This is a genomic window from Luteimonas sp. Soil_C_5 (assembly GCF_057656615.1).
On record NZ_JBDGKA010000006.1, the window covers coordinates 1 to 18454 of the forward strand.

Below are 18454 nucleotides of genomic sequence, written 5' to 3' on the forward strand. Positions count from 1 at the left end.
TTTCGAGTCTGTCAACACCGCGTGAAGGCTGCTGTCGTTCTCGTCCCGCTTGGCCCGCCGCCCCGAAGAGCAGCCCGTCAAGCGGGGGGCGAATTATGCATAGATGAAATGGGTTTGCAAAGAGGCTGACACGAATTTCTGTACGAGTCCGTTAAACAGCGCCCCGCGTTCATCATAAAAGGCGCAGGGGCTCTACTCGACAGTAACCGACTTGGCCAGATTGCGGGGCTTGTCGACATCGGTCCCCCGCGACAGGGCCGTGTGATATGCCAGCAGCTGCACGGGAATGGTGTGCACGATCGGGCTCAGCACGCCGACATGCCTCGGTGTGCGGATCACATGCACGCCTTCGGAGGCACTGAAGTTGCTGTCGGCATCGGTGAAGACGAACAGCTCGCCGCCACGCGCCCGCACTTCCTGCATGTTCGACTTCACCTTCTCAAGTAGTGCGTCCTTCGGCGCGATCACGACCACGGGCATCTCCGCATCCACCAGCGCCAGCGGTCCGTGCTTGAGCTCGCCCGCCGGATACGCCTCTGCGTGGATATAGGAGATCTCCTTGAGCTTGAGCGCCCCTTCCAGCGCGATCGGGTAGTGCACGCCGCGCCCCAGGAACAGAGCATGGTGCTTGGGCGTGAACTTCTCCGCCCAGGAGGTGATCTGCGGTTCCAGGTTGAGCGCGTGCTGCACGCTGCCCGGCAACTGGCGCAGGTCCTCGATGTAGGCGGCTTCCTGCTCTGCACCCAGACGGCCATTGAGCTTGGCCAGCGTGACCGCGAGCGCGAACAGGCCGACGAGCTGCGTGGTGAACGCCTTTGTCGACGCCACACCGATCTCGGCCCCGGCGCGGGTGTAGAACACCAGGCTGCTCGCCCGGGGGATCGCGCTTTCGGGCACGTTGCAGATCGACAGCGTGCGCGTATGCCCGAGCGACTTGGCGTACTTGAGCGCTTCCATCGTGTCGAGTGTTTCGCCCGACTGCGAGATCGTGACGATCAGATGCTTCGGGTTGGCGACCGCGGTGCGATAGCGGTACTCACTGGCGATCTCGACCGAGCACGGCAGGCCGCTGATCGCTTCGATCCAGTAGCGCGCGACGGACCCCGCATAGAAGCTGGTGCCGCAGGCGAGGATCTGCACGCCTTCGACTTCGCGCAGGACGTCGCCGGCGTCCTTGCCGAACAGCGTGGGCTCGAACGCGGCCGCATCGATGATCGCCTCGATGGTGTCGGCCAGCGCACGGGGCTGCTCGTGGATCTCCTTCTGCATGAAGTGGCGATAAGGGCCGAGCTCCAGCGACGCCAGCGAGACATCCGACAAATGTTCGTCGCGCACGATCGCCGCACCTGCGCCGTCGAAGACCTGCACGTCTTCGCGGGTCAACACCGCCGTGTCGCCCTCCTCGAGGAAGATCACGCGACGCGTCGCCTGCAGAATCGCCGAGACATCGGAGGCGACGAAGTTCTCGCCCTCGCCCAGGCCCACCAGCAAGGGGCAACCCATGCGCGCGACGACCATGCGGTCCGGGTCGCCCTTGTCGATCACGGCCAGCGCGTAGGCGCCTTCAAGCGTCTTGATCGACGCCTGCAGCGCGGCCAGCAGATCCAGACCCTGCGACTGGTGATGGTGGATCAGGTGCGCGATGACCTCGGTGTCGGTCTGCGACTCGAACACGTAGCCGAGTTCGATGAGCCGTTCGCGCTGCGCCTCGTGGTTTTCGATGATGCCGTTGTGCACCAGCGCGAGGCTGTCGTGGCTGATGTGCGGGTGGGCGTTGGTTTCGGTCACGCCGCCATGGGTGGCCCAGCGGGTGTGGCCGATGCCGAGCCCGGACTGCAGGCCATCGGCGCGTGCGGCCGATTCCATTTCGGCGACACGACCGGTGCGGCGTACTCGGCGGACCGCCCCCCCGGTGACCACGGCGATGCCGGCCGAATCGTAGCCGCGATACTCCAGCCGCTTGAGGCCCTCGACGAGGACGGGCACCACATCACGACTCGCGATCGCACCGACGATTCCACACATCCGGCCAACTCCTCTCTATTGAAGCGCCCATTCTAGCGGTGCCACCGGGACGGACCGCAGCGCACGCGCCACATGTTCAGCGCCCGGGCGACCGGTCCGGGGCAGCCGACTTGCCCCTTCTGTGCCAGATGGACACGGAGCCCGCAGCCCGAGCGACGCCGATGGCGCGACATCGTTCACTGTCCAATTGAGGATGCGCCACCACGGACGCCGAAAGCGCAGGGGCTACCGGCTAAACACCACCTTATGTGTGCCCACCCGTCATGCGAGGCCAGGCGCTGGACACTTCAGATGCGTCCTCTCGAGGCGTCCCGCTCCGCATCTTGAACCGTACAGGCGTCCGGCGCGGACGTCCGGACACCGCGCGGACGCCGGGATTCTCAATTTTTATCCTTAAAAATCATAAACTTGTGATTGGCACGGAACCTGCTCTTATCCGATGTAACCGCAACGGATCGTCCGCATGTCCTCTCCTGCTTCCACGCCCTCCCCTCGCCCTGCCGGCATCCGCGACACTGCCGGCCAGGACACGGTCCATGCGCGAACCGGTACTTCGCGCCGCCGTCCCTGGCTGATCGGGGGTATCGCGGGCGTGCTGCTGATCGGCGCCGTCGCCTGGTTGCTCAGCGGCTGGGCGTCCGGCGCCCAGTCCGTCGACGCGCAGCGTCTGCGCTTCGCCGAAGTCACCCGCGGCGATCTGGTCCGCGACATCGCGGCCGAGGGCCGGGTCATCGCCGCCAACAGTCCCACCCTGTACGCGATCTCCGGCGGCATGCTCACCCTGAAAGTCGTCGCTGGCGATCGCGTCGAGCAAGGCCAGGCGCTCGCCGAGATCGACAGCCCGGAGCTGCGCAGCAAGCTGGCGCAGGAAGAAGCGACCCTCGCCGGCTACGAGGCCGAGGCCAGCCGCGCCGGGCTCGATGCGCAGTTGCGCCGCGCCGAAGCGCGCAAGGTGCTCGACCAGGCGCAGATCGACCGTACCGCGGCGGAGCGCGATCTGCAGCGCTATCAGCGCGCCTACGAAGGCGGCGCGGTCGCCCAGGTCGATCTCGCACGCGCGCAGGACACGCTGCAGAAGACCGAAATCGGCGTGGCGTCGGCGACCGAGGATCTCGGCCTGCAGGGTCGCGGCGCGGGGCTGGACACGCGCAACAAGCAACTCGTCGCCGAGCGCCAGCGCAGTGTGGTGATGGAGGTGCGCCGCCAGGTCGACGCGCTGACCTTGCGCGCCCCCTTCGACGGCATCGTCGGCCAGGTGCAGGCGGTGCAGAGCAGCAACGTCGCCGCGAACGCACCGGTGCTGTCGGTCGTCGATCTGTCGGTGTTCGAGGTCGAGATCAAGGTGCCGGAAAACTTCGCGCGCGATCTCGAAATCGGCATGCCGGCCGAACTGCGCAGCGTCGGCACGACGTATCCGGCGAAGGTCTCGGCGGTCTCGCCCGAGGTCGTCAATGGTGAAGTCGTCGCGCGCCTGCGCTTCGACGAAAACAGCCAGCCGCCGGGTCTGCGCCAGAGCCAGCGCCTGACCGCGCGCATCCTGCTCGACACCCGCAAGGACGTGCTGATGGTCGCGCGCGGGCCCTTCCTCGATCAGGAAGGCGGTAGCGCGGCGTACGTGATGGATGGCAACACGGCGGTGCGCAGGCCGATCACGGCCGGCGCCAGCAGCCTGTCGGCGGTGGAGATCGTCGAGGGCCTGCAGCCGGGCGAACGCGTCGTCGTCGCCGGCACCGATCTCTTCGACAACGCGGACCGCATCCGCATCTCCGGACTCTGATCATGCACACACGCATCGATTGCCCGTTTCCCGTCGCCTGGACCGCCGACGAACTCGCCAGCGCCGTGCCGCGCCGGCTGTCGTCCGCATTCGAGGCCGGCATTCCCACCAACATGTCATCCGGCGCGCGCATGCCCGCGTTCGCACGCGCCCGCCGGCGCACCGTCGACCGCGGCCTGCCGACCCTGTTCCGCGTCCGCTGATCGCCACGCCTCCTTCTTTCCAGTTCACGTCACAGGACACATTCCCATGCTCGACATGCGCCAGGTCGCCAAGGTCTACCGCACCGAACTCGTCGAAACCCATGCCTTGCGCTCGCTCGACCTGCACGTCGCCGAGGGCGAGTTCGTCGCCGTCACCGGACCGTCGGGTTCGGGCAAGACGACCTTCCTCAATATCGCCGGCCTGCTGGAAACCTTCACCGGTGGCGAGTACCGGATCGACGGTGTCGAGGTACGCGGACTCAATGACGATGCGCGCTCGAAGCTGCGCAACGAAAAGATCGGCTTCATCTTCCAGGGCTTCAACCTGATCCCCGATCTCAATCTGTTCGACAACGTCGACGTACCGCTGCGCTATCGCGGCATGGCGGCTGCCGATCGCAAGCTTCGCATCGAAGAATCGCTGTCGCTGGTCGGCCTGGGCTCGCGCATGAAGCACTACCCGGCCGAACTGTCGGGTGGCCAGCAGCAGCGCGTGGCGATCGCCCGCGCGCTCGCCGGCAGCCCGCGCCTGCTGCTCGCCGACGAACCCACGGGCAACCTCGATTCGCAGATGGCGCGCAGCGTGCTCGAGTTGCTCGAGGACATCAACGCACGCGGCACCACGATCGTGATGGTCACGCACGATCCGGAACTGGCGGCGCGCGCGCACCGCAACGTGCACATCGTCGACGGCATGGCGACCGATCTGCAGGCGCTGCACGCCGCGCCTTCGCCGGCGGCCGCGTCGCGCGTTCCCGCAGACGCCTGAGGAGACCCGGCATGTTCGGTTACTACCTGCAGCTCGCGCTGCGCAGCTTCCGCAACAGCAAGGTGCTCACCGCGCTGATGGTGGTGGCGATCGCGCTGGGCATCGGCGCCAGCATGACCACGCTGACGGTGTTCCATGTGCTGTCGGGCGATCCGATTCCCGAGAAGAGCGATCGCCTGTTCAACGTGCAACTCGACCCCGAAAGCATGCACGGCTACGTCGCCGACAGCGAGCCGAGCCGCAACATGACGCGCTTCGATTCGGAGACCCTGCTGCGCGAGGCACGCGGCAAGCGCCAGGCATTCATGACCGGCGGCTTCGTCGCGATCGAGCCGGACGGCGCGCGTGCCCCGTTCTTCACCGATGCGCGCTACAGCTCGTCGGAGTTCTTCGACATGTTCGACGCGCCGATGGCCTACGGACGCGGCTGGACGAAGGAAGACGACGCCGCAGGCGCGCGCGTGGTGGTGATCTCCGAGGAGACCAACCAGACCGTGTTCGGCGGTGGCGACAGCACCGGTAAAACCTTGCGCATGAGCGGCAGCGCATTCCGCGTGATCGGCGTGCTCGCCCCATGGCGGCCGACGCCGCGGTTCTGGGACCTGAACCTCGATGGTTTCGAGTCGCTGGAATCGGTGTTCGTGCCCTTCTCGGCGGCGATAGACACCAAGCTCGCGCGCATGGGCAGCATGAGTTGCTGGGGTGATTCGAACGGCATCGATTCCAATGCGCTCAATGCACCTTGCTCGTGGCTGCAGTACTGGGTGGAACTGGAATCGCCCGGCGATGCAGCCGCCTACCGCGATTACCTGGAGTCCTACTCCGAGCAGCAGCGCACGGCGGGTCGCTTCGAGCGCCCGGTCAACGTGCGTCTGCGCGACGTGCGCGCGCATCTGGACCATGCCCAGGTCGTGCCGAGCGACGTGCGCCTGCAGGTGTGGCTGGCACTGGGGTTCCTGCTGGTCTGCCTGGTCAATACCGTCGGTCTGTTGCTGGCGAAGAGCCTGCGGCGCGCGTCGGAGATCGGTGTTCGCCGGGCGCTGGGCGCATCCCGCCGGGCGATCTTCGCGCAGGTTCTGGTCGAGGCGGGTGCGATCGGTGTGGCGGGCGGCATCTGCGGGCTGGGGCTGGCACTGCTCGGCCTGTGGGCCGTGCGCCAGAACCCGAGTACCTACGCGGAACTTGTCAGGCTCGATGCCTCGATGCTGCTGCTGACGTTCGGCCTGTCGGTCACCGCCAGCCTGCTCGCCGGCCTGCTGCCTGCCTGGCGCGCCATGCAGGTCACGCCGGCAATCCAGCTCAAGTCGCAGTGACCCGCGTCGTCGAACCGATCTGAATCCCACACCCCGTCACCGTCACCCCGCCTGCGCGGACATGACGGCAGACACCGGAGACTCCATGGACATCCGCCCCATCCTCTCGACGCTGCGCCGGCACAAGACCGCGGCAACGCTGATCGTTGTCGAGATCGCGCTGGCCTGCGCGATCATCTGCAATGCGATCTATCTCATCGATCGTCGTATCGACCACATGTCCCGGCCCAGCGGCGCAGCCGAGGACGAGATCGTGCATCTCCAGATGCCGACCGTGAACACCGATGGCGACGCCGACCTCGACGCGTTCGTAGCGCGGGACCTGGCCGCGCTGCGTGCGATTCCCGGGGTGAGGCACGTGGCCAGCGCCACGCAGATTCCCTACGGCAACAGCAGCTCGACCAGCGGCGTGCGGCTCAAGGCCGACCAGGTGGACAACACCCTCGTCTCGTCGCCCTACATGGGCAGCGAGGATCTGTTCGACACCATGGGGCTGCGTCTGGTGGCGGGGCGCAAGTTCAACGCCGACGAGTACGTGGACATGGCCACATTCGACGCCGGAGGCGACGACGCGAAGGTGCCGGCAGTGATCATCAACCAGGCGATGGCAACGTCTCTGTTTCCAGGGCAGGACGCCGTCGGTGAGCACATCTACAGCTGGGGCAACGCGCCGATGCCGATCGTGGGCGTGGTGGAGACGCTGGCACGGCCCAACGACGGTTCGGGGCCGGGCAACGCGACGATGCTGATGCCGGTGCGCGTTGCATCGCCCAATCTCAATTATCTGCTGCGCACCGATCCGTCGCAGCGACGTGAGGTGCTGGCGGCCGCGGAAGCCGCGCTGAAGCAGATCGATCCCAATCGCGTCACCGTCAACAGCAACCTGCTCAGCGAACTGCGCGAGAAGTACTACCGCGAGGACCGCGCGATGGCGATGCTGCTGGTCATGGTGTGCATCGCGCTGCTCGTCGTCACCGCGCTCGGCATCGTCGGCCTGGCCAGCTTCTGGGTGCAGCAGCGCAACAAGCAGATCGGCATCCGCCGCGCGCTCGGTGCGACGCGCGGGCAGATCCTGCGCTACTTCCAGGTCGAGAACTTTCTGCTCGCCACGATCGGCATCGTGCTCGGCATGCTGCTGGCCTACGGCCTCAACCAGCTGCTGATGTCGCGCTACGAACTGGGCCGTCTGCCGCTGATGTACCTGCCGATCGGCGCCGTGGCCTTGTGGCTGCTCGGGCAGATCGCCGTGTACTGGCCGGCCAGGCGTGCGGCCTCGGTGCCGCCGGCCGTGGCGACGCGCAGCATCTGATTGCGCTCGCCGTTCTGTCGCCGGTTGCGTCCAGTGCAGCCGGCGACGACCATGCCTGTCGATCCCACACGTTCCTACCGGATGTCCAACGCCTGATGCCCACGATTCTCGTCATCGACGACAACGCCGCCGTCGCCACCGCGCTGGAGGTGCTGTTCTCGTTGCACGACATCGCCAGCGAACACGCGGCGACGCCGGAGGCCGGCATTGCCCGCCTGCAGGCGGGCGGCATCGATCTGGTCGTGCAGGACATGAACTTCCACGCCGACACCACGTCCGGCGACGAGGGCATCGCCCTGTTCCATGCGATCCGGCGCTTCGATCCCGACCTGCCGGTGGTGCTGCTGACCGCGTGGACGCGTCTGGAATCGGCGGTCGAACTGATCCGCTCGGGCGCAGCCGATTACCTCGGCAAGCCCTGGGACGACGGGAAGCTGCTGGCCACCGTGAACACCCTGCTGGAACTGTCCGCGACGCGTCGGGCACTGGATGCACGCACGCGCGACGATCGTCGCCGACGCGACGCACTTGCGCAGGGTCGCGACCTGCGCGGGCTGGTCTGGGACGACCCGGCCAGCGAGACCACGCTGTCACTGGCCCTGCAGATCAGCGCCTCGATGCTGCCGGTGCTGATCACCGGCCCCAACGGCAGCGGCAAGGAAAAGTACGCCGAGATCCTGCACGCGAATTCGAATGTGCGCAGCGGCCCATTCGTCGCGGTCAACTGCGGCGCGCTGCCCAATGATCTTGTCGAAGCGGAACTGTTCGGCGCCGAGGCCGGCGCCTACACCGGTGCGACGCGGGCGCGCGAGGGCAAGTTCGAAGCGGCCGATGGCGGCACGCTGTTCCTCGACGAAGTCGGCACACTGCCGCCCGCGGGACAGGTCAAGCTCCTGCGCGTGCTCGAGACCGGACGTTTCGAACGGCTCGGCAGTAATCGCGAGCGCAGCGTGTCGGTGCGCGTGCTCAGCGCGACCAATGCCGACCTGCCGGCGATGATCGCCGACGGCCGGTTCCGCGAAGATCTGTACTACCGCCTCAACGGCATCGAGCTGCGGCTACCGCCACTGGCGCAGCGTCCGCGCGACATCCTGCCCCTGGCCCGACACTTCCTCGACGGTCGCAAGCCGCTGTCGGCCGGCGCCGAACGCGCCCTGCTGCAACACGGGTGGCCGGGCAACGTGCGCGAACTGCGCAATGTGATCCAGCGCGCCGAACTGCTGGCGCGCGAGGCGCACATCGACGCGCCCGATCTCGCGCTGCCGGCCGCAGCGGTGGCGGCAGTCGACGTCGACGCTTACGAACCGGACCGCGCCGAGATCGAAGCCGCACTCGCGCGCAGTGGCGGTGTGCTGGCGCAGGCCGCCAGCGAACTCGGGCTGTCGCGGCAGGCGCTGTACCGGCGCCTCGACCGCCTCGGCATCCGTCGCGACTGACATGCGCTCGCAACAGCGACTGCCGTTGACGGCTGTGGTCATCGCGATCGCGCTGGTGCATGTCGCGCTGGGCGCGGGATGCGCGGTGTTGCTGCTGCGCTGGTTGTCGCCGTGGGTCGCAGTCGCCGCCGCCACGCTGTGCGCGCTGCCGTCGCTGGCCTGGTCGCTGCAGCGTGCATTCGCACCTTCGCATGCATTGTTCCGCGCGCTCGCCGGTACCGTCGCGAGCTACCGCGACAGCGACTACGGCTTCGGCGTGACGTGGCAGGGCCGCGGTGCGCTGGGCGACCTCGTCGCCGCGCACAACGAACTCGGCGAGACCCTGCGCGCGCAGCGCCTGTCGCTGGTCCAGCGCGAACTGCTGCTCGACACGATGGTGCAGAACACGCCGGTCGCGATGTTGCTGCTCGATCCCGGCGACCGCGTGGTGCATGCCAACCTCGCCGCACGCCGTGCGCTTGGTGGTGGTCGCAAGTTGGAAGGCCAGGTGTTCTCCGCCCTGCTCGCCGATGCGCCGCCCGCGCTCGCCGATGCATTCGCCCGCGGCGGCGATGGACTGTTCACCATCGGCGACGGCGAGACCGAAGAGATCCATCACCTCTCGCGCCGGCATTTCCGCTTGAACGGCCGCCGCCACGAACTGCTGCTGCTGCGGCAGATGACGACCGAACTGCGTCGCCAGGAAGTGCAGACCTGGAAGAAGGTCATCCGCGTCATCAGCCACGAACTCAACAACTCGCTCGCGCCGATCGCCTCGCTCGCGCACTCGGGTGCAGAACTGCTGCGTCGCGGCCAGACCGAACGTTTGCCGGATGCGCTGCGTACGATCGAGGAACGCGCGCGGCATCTGGAAGGCTTCATCCGCGGCTACGCGCATTTCGCCAAGCTGCCGTCGCCGCGTCGCGAACCGATCCGCTGGCGTGCGTTTCTCGACCAGCTGCGTTCACAGGTGACGTTCGTGGATGCGGGTCCGATCGACGATGCGTTCACCGCGTCCTTCGATGCCGCCCAGGTCGAACAGGCGCTGTTGAACCTGCTGCGCAATGCGCACGAGGCCGATGGCGATCCCGATGCGGTCGCGATCGGACTGCGACGTGCCGCGGATGGCTGGCGGATCGACGTGCTCGACCGCGGTCCCGGCATGAACGAGGCGGTGCTCGCGAACGCGCTGTTGCCGTTCTATTCGACCAAGCGCAACGGCACGGGACTCGGCCTGGCGCTCGCGCGCGAGATCGCCGAAGCGCACGGCGGCCGCATCGCCCTGCTCAACCGCGAGGGCGGTGGACTCTGCGTGTCGCTGGTGTTGCCGGACTGATCCGCATCCCGGTCTCAGGCGCCACGTTCGGGCAGAATCGAAGGCCCGTTCCGCGACGATTCCCGATGCGATTCCGACTCCGCACGCTCGCGCTGCTTCTGCTGTGTCTGGCGACTGCACCCGCATTCGCGCAACGCGCGAAGAGTCTCGACGCGGTGCCCGGCCTGCTGAAGAGTCCGGAGGCAAAGGCCGTCTGGGTCGAACAGATGGAAGATCGCCCGGCGCCCGATCATCTCGGCACCCGAGAGCTCGCCGGCCTCGGTGCCGGGACGCTGCGTCGGCTGCTGGTACCCGATGTCGCAGACGACCGCATCGTGCTGCTCGGCGCGCGACGCTGGGCGGAGCATCCCGGTCATGTGGTCGCACTCGCCTGCTATCGCGACGATGCCCCGCGCAGCGCGCCCGCGGAGCCGAGTTGCGAGACCGGGGATACCGCGCAGGTACTCGGTGTGTTGCGTGTCAGTGATGCAGGCGATGCGCGGCTGATCGCGCGTCTGCGCCTCGACGACGGTATCGCATGGCCGCTGCTGTCCTGGGGTGGCGAGCAACCACTGCGGATGGAAGAGGCCGGCGCAGCCGCAATCCCCGAACGTTGGGAACGCCTCGACCTCGCCGCCTATCGCCTTTCGAATGGAGCACCCGCGCTGGGCCTGCGTGGCGGCTGGTCGGAAGGCTACGCCGGCGGCGGCGCATTCTATTCGGCGCTGTATCTGTTCGAGTTGCGCGGCGACACCTTGAAGCAGGTGTTCGGCGCGGCGATTTCGATGTATCGCGACATCGCAGGCAGCTGGAACGACGACGGTACCCGCGAGCACGACATCGAAGAATGGGCCGGCGTACTCATCGTCGAACCGCGCGCACATCGCGGGTATCAGGACCTGCGCCTGCGCGATCGCGGTGGTCGCGGCGGCGATCTCTACCGCTGGTCGCCGGCGGCGGATCGCTACCAGCGCGTGGAATGAATCTCAGCGCTTCTTCGGCCGCTGCCACCCGTCGACGATGGTCTGACGCGCACGCGCGACCGCCAGTTTGCCGTCCGGCACTTCGGCAGTGATCACCGAGCCTGCCGCCGTCATCGCGTCGTGGCCGATCCGCACCGGCGCGACCAGCGCGGCGTTCGAGCCGATGAAGGCGCGGTCGCCGATCACCGTCTTCGACTTGTTCACCCCGTCGTAGTTGCATGTGATCGTGCCGGCGCCGATGTTGCTGCCGGCGCCGACCTCGGCATCGCCGAGATACGTGAGGTGGTTGGCCTTGCTGCCGACGCCGATCGTGGTGTTCTTGGTTTCGACGAAGTTGCCGATGTGCACGCCATCGGCGAGCACGGTGCCCGGACGCAGGCGCGCGAACGGCCCGATCGTCACCGCGCCCTCGGTCACCGCGCCCTCGAGGTCACAGTGCGCGCGCACCTCGGTGCCGGCGCCCAGGCGCACATTGCGCAACCTGCAGAACGGGCCGACGCGCACGCCGTCGCCCAGTTCCACATGTCCTTCGAACACGACATCGACATCGATCTCGACATCCGTGCCGACCTGCACGTCGCCGCGGATGTCGATCCGCGCCGGATCGGCGAACCGCGCACCGTCGACGCACAGCGCACGCACCGCGCGCAGCTGCCAGGCGCGTTCGATCTGGGCGAGCTGCCAGGGATCGTTGGCGCCCTCGGCTTCCAGCGGATCGTCGACCATCACGATCTGCGCGGCGCTGTACTCGTCGGCGGCCATCGCGAAGATGTCGGTCAGGTAGTACTCGCCCTGCGCATTGTCGGACGAGAGGCGCTCCAGCCAGCCCTTCAATGCGGTCGCTTCAGCGGCGAGGATGCCGGTGTTGACGATGGCGATGCGCCGCTGCTCGTCGCTGGCGTCCTTGTGTTCGACGATCGCGCCGACATGACCCTCGGGATCGCGCACGATGCGCCCGTAGCCGGTCGGATCCTCGAGCTGCGCCGCCAGCACCGCCAGCCGGCCTTCGACCGAGACCAGACGGCGCAATGTCTCCGCACGCATCAGCGGCACGTCGCCGTAGAGCACCAGCACCTGGGCGCCATCGGGTACGCCGGGCATCGCCTGACGCACGGCATGCCCGGTCCCGAGGCGTTCGGTCTGCTCGGCCCAGGCGAGATCGCCGGCATCGGCGAACGCCGACAGCACCTGGTCGCCACCATGGCCATGGACGATGTGGATGCCCGCCGGCGACAGCGCCCGCGCGGCCTCGACGACGTGCCACAGCATCGGCCGCCCCGCGATCCGCTGCAGCACTTTCGGCAGCGAGGACTTCATGCGCTTGCCCTCGCCAGCGGCAAGGATCACGACGTGCAGCGGAGCGGTCATGGCGGGTCGGCAGTTGGGCTGGGGGGTGGATGATAATGGACGGCTCCGACACGAGGCGTCGACGGAACACGGCCTTGTCCGTCTCGATACGTTTGCACGCCGTGCCGCACTGTGACCCGACCTGTCAGCAGCGTTGCTGAAGCGGGCTACGAAACGGCGGACATCAACACCCGCTCGACGCCGGCACGCGCCTGCGCTATACGACACCGCCTCGATGCCACGCATCCGGAACGACTGAAATGGGCCTCAAGCGGGAAAGCGGCACTTACCTGATCGTCGGCGGCCTGCAATGGCTGCTCGACTGGACGGTCATGGTGGTGCTGAGCCAGTCCGGCATTCCCATCCGGCATGCGAACGTCGCGGGACGCGTGTGTGGTGCGCTGCTCGGCTTCTGGTTGAACGGCCGTTTCACGTTCACGGGCGAAAAGCACGTGCTGGGGGCCGCGCAGCTCCGCCGCTTCGGCGTGATGTGGATCCTGACCACCGTCCTCAGCACCTGGGCGATCGGCCATATCGACGACTACCTGGGCCGGCACTGGGCATGGCTGGCGAAGCCGCTGGTGGAGATCGCGCTGGGCGTCGCCGGTTTCGTCTTGTCCCGGTACTGGGTGTACCGGCGCTAGCGTCGGGGCCCGGTATGTCCCGCGATAGAGCCCGCTTGGCCTGATGCTTTTGCGCCTATCGGCGCTGACCGGTCACGCCCCGTCGGCGCCTTCCAGTTTGAGCCCGATCACCGCGTCCTAGACGCCGTCCGCAGCTCGCAGTCGTTGTGCCAGCCCCTCGCGCCACAGCTGCAAAGGGCTGTAGCGAAGCTCGACGACGTGAGTCCCGGCAGGCACGCACAAGGCCTGGAACAGACCATTTCCGCGCAGCAGCGCGATCGGCTGTCCATCGCGCGTCGCCGCCCAACCGCTGGCGGTCAACTCGTTGACGACCACCCATGCCGGGGCGTCCGCCTCCACCCGCAGACGCACACGACCGGGCCGATACATCATCTCCATCACGCGCGCCTCGCCAGCATCGGTGTCGCTGCAGCCGGCATGGGTCTGCTCGGGCAGCCACAACGTCGTGCGGAAATCGGTCTGGTTGAACGCGGCAGCCGGCGGAAAACGTCCGGGGTGCCGCGCGATGGCGCGAGGATTCAACACGCGCGGTAGCACGTCGTCGCGCCGGATGACATGCAACGACTCCCCTTGCACCTGCGCACCGGGAAACGGCTGCTGGGCCAGCAGCCAGCGCACGCCCAGCAGGCCATACAGCGGCGCATCGAAATCCGGTGCCCAGGATGTAGGCGGCTTGTCCGGCAGTTGGATGAACGGATCGCTCGGCATGCCGACCATGTCCGCGTAGTCGCGCGCCAGCAGCGGGTTGTATCCATTGGCCAGTGGCAGCGCATGCACGGCGGCGCCGTTGGTCACCGCGGGGATGCCGAACACGACCGCGCGCTCCGGCAATCCGTCGCGCGTCTCGGGCGCGAGCAGTGCGTAGACGGACTGGGCGGGACCGGCGCGATCGGCGGTCAGTACGGACTTGGTCGCGCTGCCCGCATTGAAGGCGGTGCTGACATTGAACAGCAGCAGATCGAACAGCATGAGGGCGGCAAGCCAGCGCCCAGGCACCGCATGCCGGCGCAGCAGCTGCACCGCGACCACGCCGATGCCAAGGCTGATCGCCAACCAGGCGAAGCCATCGAACCGGCCTTGTCGGATGATGAGCCAGACTGTGGCGACCAGCAGAAGCGTAATCGTGCCTATCGACGGGACATGCGGTCGCAATGGCGCACGCTCCAGGCCGACATCGAGTGCCTGCGCGCCCAGCCACGCAGCCGCGGGAACGAACAGGAACAGGGCGTCCGACGGACGACGGAACAGGTCGAACCCCGGCAGCCAGCCAAAGAGCCAAGGAAACAGCGGCGTCGCGCTCCCCAGCGCGACCAGAATCGAGATCACCACGACCGCGAGTGCAGTGCGCGTGGGGTGCGGTCGGCGCCGCAGCACCTCGCCGCCCCACATCAACCACAGCATCAGCGGCACGGCACCGACATAGAGATAGTCGGTGGTGATGTCACCGAATGCCCAGCTGTCCCCACGCGCCTGTGCGAACACGTTGCCGGACAGCAGGGTCGCCAACGACTGCCAGTGCAGCGCGCCGGGCTGTGCATCCTCCAGCAGCAGCCCGCTGCGGTTGGTCTCATCCAGCCACGCCAGGGTAGAGAGCCATTGGGGTGCGCTCAGCGCGCCGGCGATACCCGCGACCGCAATCAGGCGCCACGCAATCCCTGCGCGCCGGGCCCCTGCTGTCAGCAGTGCCCAGATCGAATAGACCGCACAGGCCAGGATGATGAAATAGGTGACCTGGGTCAGTTGCAGTGCAATGAGGCCACCCGCGATGCCTGCGAGCAGCACATCGCGCGCGTGCCCCCGACGACACAGCTGCAGCAGACCCAGCCACAACCAGGGCAGCAGGCTGTAACTGACGATCATCGGCGTGTGCTGCAGCCGTGCCGCCGCCACGCCGCCGAACATCAGGACGAGCGCGAACATCAGCTGCGCCTGGGGCGACATGCCCTGCAGCTTGGCCAGGCGCAGCGCGCCGAAACCGCCTGCCAGTACGTGCAACAGCACCACGACCGTGAACAGGTGTAGCGACTGTGGCGCCAGCAGCATCGGCAGCACCATGCTGGGCTGCAGCGTCATCATCTGCGGATCGGCGATCTGCGGATAGCCGCCATATAGATACGGGTTCCACCACGGCGACTGCCCTTGCAGCACCTGCTCTGCGGAAAAGCTGACGGCCGGAAAAAACTGCTGCACGGCGTCGAACGGAATGACCTTGAAGCCCAGCAGCCAAGGCAGGCACAACAGCGCCCAGGCCAGTGCCCAGCGCCCTTCAGGGCGTGACCATCGCGACGCCTCCCCGATCGCCAATCCTGGCTTACCCATGTCGCCCTCGCGTCCTGTCCCGAACCGAAAACGCCGGCACAAGGCCGGCGCTTCCGAAAATCATGCCCGAACCCACGGGCCGAACACTCGAACCTTGCAATCAGTGCTTGAGGTTCTTGCGCAGGCGCTCCAGCGCCTGCAGCTGCACCACGGCCTCGGCCAGCTTCTGCTGCGCCTCGGCGATATCGATCGCTTCGCCGCGACCGGCCAGCAGACGCTCGGCCTCGTCCTTGGCCGCCTTCACCGCGGCCTCGTCGATGTCGTCGGCACGGATCGCGGTGTCGGCCAGGATCGTCACGACCTGCGGCTGCACCTCGAGGATGCCGCCGCCGATGGCGAAGTCGAGCACCTCGCCGTTGGCCTGGGTGACGACGACCTTGCCCGGCTTGAGCCGCGTGATCAGCGGGGCGTGGCGCGGCGCGATGCCGAGCTCGCCGAGCTCGCCGGTGGCCACGACCATGGTCGCCTCGCCGTGGAAGATCTCGGCTTCTGCGCTGACGATGTCACAGCGAATGGTGGATGCCATCGACTAACTCCTCGGTGCTGTCGCGATCAGGCCGCGAGCTTCTTGGCCTTCTCGACGGCTTCGTCGATGGTGCCGACCATGTAGAACGCCTGCTCCGGCAGGTGGTCGTATTCGCCGTCGACGATGCCCTTGAAGCCGCGGATCGTGTCCTTCAGCGAGACGTACTTGCCCGGCGCGCCGGTGAAGACTTCGGCCACGTGGAACGGCTGGCTGAAGAAACGCTCGATCTTGCGCGCGCGCGACACGGCCTGCTTGTCTTCTTCCGACAGCTCGTCCATGCCCAGGATCGCGATGATGTCCTTCAGTTCCTTGTACTTCTGCAGGGTCTGCTGGACGCGCTGGGCGGTGCCGTAGTGTTCGTCACCGATGACCAGCGGGTCCATCTGGCGGCTGGTCGAATCCAGCGGGTCGACCGCCGGATAGATGCCCAGCGAGGCGATCGAACGCGACAGGGTCACGGTCGAGTCCAGATGCGCGAACGTGGTCGCCGGCGACGGATCGGTCAGGTCGTCCGCAGGCACGTAGACGGCCTGGATCGAGGTGATCGAACCGGTCTTGGTCGAGGTGATGCGCTCCTGCAGCACGCCCATTTCCTCGGCGAGCGTCGGCTGGTAGCCCACGGCCGACGGCATGCGGCCGAGCAGCGCCGAGACCTCGGTACCGGCCAGCGTGTAGCGGTAGATGTTGTCGACGAAGAACAGCACGTCGCGGCCGTTGCCGTGTTCGTCCTTTTCGTCGCGGAAGTACTCGGCCATCGTCAGACCGGTCAGCGCGACGCGCAGGCGGTTGCCCGGCGGCTCGTTCATCTGGCCGTAGACCATCGCCACCTTGGACTCCTCGGGCTTGTCCTTGTTGACGACGCCCGACTCGATCATCTCGTGATAGAAGTCGTTGCCTTCGCGGGTACGCTCACCGACGCCGGCGAACACCGACAGGCCGCTGTGCGCCTTGGCGATGTTGTTGATGAGTTCCATCATGTTGACGGTCTTGCCGACGCCGGCGCCGCCGAACAGGCCGACCTTGCCGCCCTTGGCGAAGGGACACATCAGGTCGATGACCTTGATGCCGGTTTCCAGCAGTTCGGTGCCCGAGGCCTGCTCGTCGAACTTCGGCGCGTCGCGATGGATTTCCCACGTGGTCGTGGCATTGACATCGCCCGCTTCGTCGATCGGACGGCCGAGCACGTCCATGATGCGGCCCAGCGTACCGACGCCGACCGGCACCGAGATGCCGCGGCCGGTGTTCTGCGCCACCAGGTTGCGCTTCAGGCCGTCGGTCGAGCCGAGCGCGATTGCGCGCACGATGCCGTCGCCGAGCTGCTGCTGCACTTCCAGCGTGACGGCCGTGCCTTCGACCGTCAGTGCGTCGTAGACCCGCGGCACCTCGTTGCGCGGAAATTCGACGTCGACGACCGCGCCGATGATCTGAACGATCTTGCCCTGACTCATGTTGTCGCTCCGGTTAACTTGTTCTGCTCTGATGGCTGATGCCATCCGGATGGAGTTCGTGACTGGTGATTCGTCATTCGTGATTCGTGAAAGCGCGGCTCGCTGCCCTTCCGAATCACCAATTACCAATCCCGAATCACCGCTTATCAGACCGCCGCTGCGCCGCCCACGATCTCGGAAATTTCCTGGGTGATCGCCGCCTGCCGGGCCTTGTTGTAGACCAGGTTCAGCGTGTCGATCATCTTGGTGGCGTTGTCGCTCGCGGACTTCATCGCGACCATGCGCGCGGCATGTTCGGAGGCCACGTTCTCCATCACCGCCTGGTAGACCAGCGACTCGATGTAACGCGTCAGCACGTGGCCGAGCACCGATTCGGGGTCCGGCTCGTAGATGTAATCCCAGTCGTGCTTGACCACCTGCGTCTCGGCGGCCGGCAGCGGCAGCAGCTGATCGAAGCTGGCCTTCTGGGTCATCGTGTTGACGAAGTGGTTGTAGGCCAGGAAGACCCGGTCGACGCGGCCGTCGGTGTAGCCGTCGAGCATCACCTTGATGATGCCGACGAGCTGTTCGACTTCCGGCGTGTCGCCGATGTGCGTGACGCTGGCGACCATGTCCACCTTCAAGCGGCGGAAGAACACCGTCGCCTTCTGGCCGATCGTGACCACGTCGACCTGCACGCCCTTGTCCTGCCACTGGCGGATCTCGCCCAGCAGCTTGCGGAACATGTTGTTGTTCAGGCCGCCGGCCAGACCCCGGTCCGACGAGCAGACGATGTAACCGACCCGCTTGACCTCGCGCTCTACCAGATACGGATGCTGGAACTCGGAGCTGGCCTGGGCCAGGTGTCCGATCAGCTGCTTCATCGCGTTTGCATAGGGCCGCGAGGCCTTCATGCGCTCCTGCGCCTTGCGGATCTTCGACGCGGAAACCATCTCCAGCGCACGCGTCACCTTGCGGGTGTTCTGCACGCTCTTGATCTTGGTCTTGATTTCTCTGCCGCCGGCCATCTCTTCTTCCTGCTTGCGGCGGATCGTGATCCGCCTGGCTGTCCCGGGTGTGTC

Annotated in this window: 15 protein-coding genes; 9 read left to right on the top strand and 6 right to left on the bottom strand. The window is 66.9% G+C overall.

Annotation, left to right across the window (positions count from 1 at the left end):
* Positions 1 to 192: 192 nt before the first annotated feature.
* Positions 193 to 2025: a glutamine--fructose-6-phosphate transaminase (isomerizing) gene (glmS, locus tag AC3A5K_RS15520; RefSeq protein ID WP_487618460.1), complete on the bottom strand. Its 1833-nt coding sequence runs from the start codon at positions 2023 to 2025 to the stop codon at positions 193 to 195.
* 463 nt (positions 2026 to 2488) lie between these two features.
* Between glmS and AC3A5K_RS15525 the strand changes: the two genes are divergently transcribed.
* The 8 genes from AC3A5K_RS15525 (at position 2489) to AC3A5K_RS15560 (ending at position 11109) form a co-directional block, all read left to right on the top strand.
* Complete coding sequence (locus AC3A5K_RS15525) at positions 2489 to 3802, top strand: efflux RND transporter periplasmic adaptor subunit (RefSeq protein ID WP_487618461.1); 1314 nt, start codon at positions 2489 to 2491, stop codon at positions 3800 to 3802.
* Positions 3803 to 3804: 2 nt separating this feature from the next.
* Positions 3805 to 4005 (top strand): hypothetical protein, encoded by a 201-nt coding sequence (locus tag AC3A5K_RS15530; RefSeq protein ID WP_487618462.1) that lies wholly within the window; start codon positions 3805 to 3807, stop codon positions 4003 to 4005.
* A gap of 46 nt (positions 4006 to 4051) precedes the next feature.
* Positions 4052 to 4774: an ABC transporter ATP-binding protein gene (locus AC3A5K_RS15535; protein ID WP_487618463.1), complete on the top strand. Its 723-nt coding sequence runs from the start codon at positions 4052 to 4054 to the stop codon at positions 4772 to 4774.
* A gap of 11 nt (positions 4775 to 4785) precedes the next feature.
* On the top strand, positions 4786 to 6087 hold the full coding sequence (locus tag AC3A5K_RS15540) for an ABC transporter permease (RefSeq protein WP_487618464.1): 1302 nt from the start codon (positions 4786 to 4788) through the stop codon (positions 6085 to 6087).
* A gap of 85 nt (positions 6088 to 6172) precedes the next feature.
* Entirely contained in the window at positions 6173 to 7396 is a 1224-nt protein-coding gene (locus AC3A5K_RS15545) for an ABC transporter permease (protein WP_487618465.1), read from the top strand.
* Between the two features lie 95 nt (positions 7397 to 7491).
* Positions 7492 to 8832 (top strand): sigma-54-dependent transcriptional regulator, encoded by a 1341-nt coding sequence (locus tag AC3A5K_RS15550; protein WP_487618466.1) that lies wholly within the window; start codon positions 7492 to 7494, stop codon positions 8830 to 8832.
* A 1-nt stretch (position 8833) separates the two neighbouring features.
* Complete coding sequence (locus AC3A5K_RS15555) at positions 8834 to 10147, top strand: sensor histidine kinase (protein ID WP_487618467.1); 1314 nt, start codon at positions 8834 to 8836, stop codon at positions 10145 to 10147.
* Between the two features lie 65 nt (positions 10148 to 10212).
* The gene (locus tag AC3A5K_RS15560; protein ID WP_487618468.1) at positions 10213 to 11109 is read left to right on the top strand and encodes a hypothetical protein; all 897 of its coding nucleotides are present in this window, start codon (positions 10213 to 10215) and stop codon (positions 11107 to 11109) included.
* 3 nt (positions 11110 to 11112) lie between these two features.
* Here AC3A5K_RS15560 and glmU read toward each other — a convergent pair whose 3' ends face one another.
* Positions 11113 to 12477, bottom strand: a complete 1365-nt coding sequence (gene glmU / locus AC3A5K_RS15565; protein ID WP_487618469.1) for a bifunctional UDP-N-acetylglucosamine diphosphorylase/glucosamine-1-phosphate N-acetyltransferase GlmU — start codon at positions 12475 to 12477, stop codon at positions 11113 to 11115.
* A gap of 239 nt (positions 12478 to 12716) precedes the next feature.
* On the opposite strand from glmU, the gene AC3A5K_RS15570 reads away from it, so the two are divergent.
* Positions 12717 to 13100 (top strand): GtrA family protein, encoded by a 384-nt coding sequence (locus AC3A5K_RS15570; RefSeq protein WP_487618470.1) that lies wholly within the window; start codon positions 12717 to 12719, stop codon positions 13098 to 13100.
* Between the two features lie 117 nt (positions 13101 to 13217).
* On the opposite strand, the gene AC3A5K_RS15575 is transcribed toward AC3A5K_RS15570, so the two are convergent.
* The 4 genes from AC3A5K_RS15575 to atpG all read right to left on the bottom strand — a co-directional run bounded on the left by AC3A5K_RS15575 (position 13218) and on the right by atpG (position 18400).
* Positions 13218 to 15419, bottom strand: a complete 2202-nt coding sequence (locus tag AC3A5K_RS15575) for a hypothetical protein (RefSeq protein ID WP_487618471.1) — start codon at positions 15417 to 15419, stop codon at positions 13218 to 13220.
* A gap of 100 nt (positions 15420 to 15519) precedes the next feature.
* Complete coding sequence (locus AC3A5K_RS15580; protein WP_487618472.1) at positions 15520 to 15945, bottom strand: F0F1 ATP synthase subunit epsilon; 426 nt, start codon at positions 15943 to 15945, stop codon at positions 15520 to 15522.
* 26 nt (positions 15946 to 15971) lie between these two features.
* On the bottom strand, positions 15972 to 17393 hold the full coding sequence (gene atpD, locus AC3A5K_RS15585; protein WP_487618473.1) for a F0F1 ATP synthase subunit beta: 1422 nt from the start codon (positions 17391 to 17393) through the stop codon (positions 15972 to 15974).
* Positions 17394 to 17539: 146 nt separating this feature from the next.
* Positions 17540 to 18400: a F0F1 ATP synthase subunit gamma gene (atpG, locus tag AC3A5K_RS15590; RefSeq protein WP_487618474.1), complete on the bottom strand. Its 861-nt coding sequence runs from the start codon at positions 18398 to 18400 to the stop codon at positions 17540 to 17542.
* Positions 18401 to 18454: the final 54 nt, after the last annotated feature.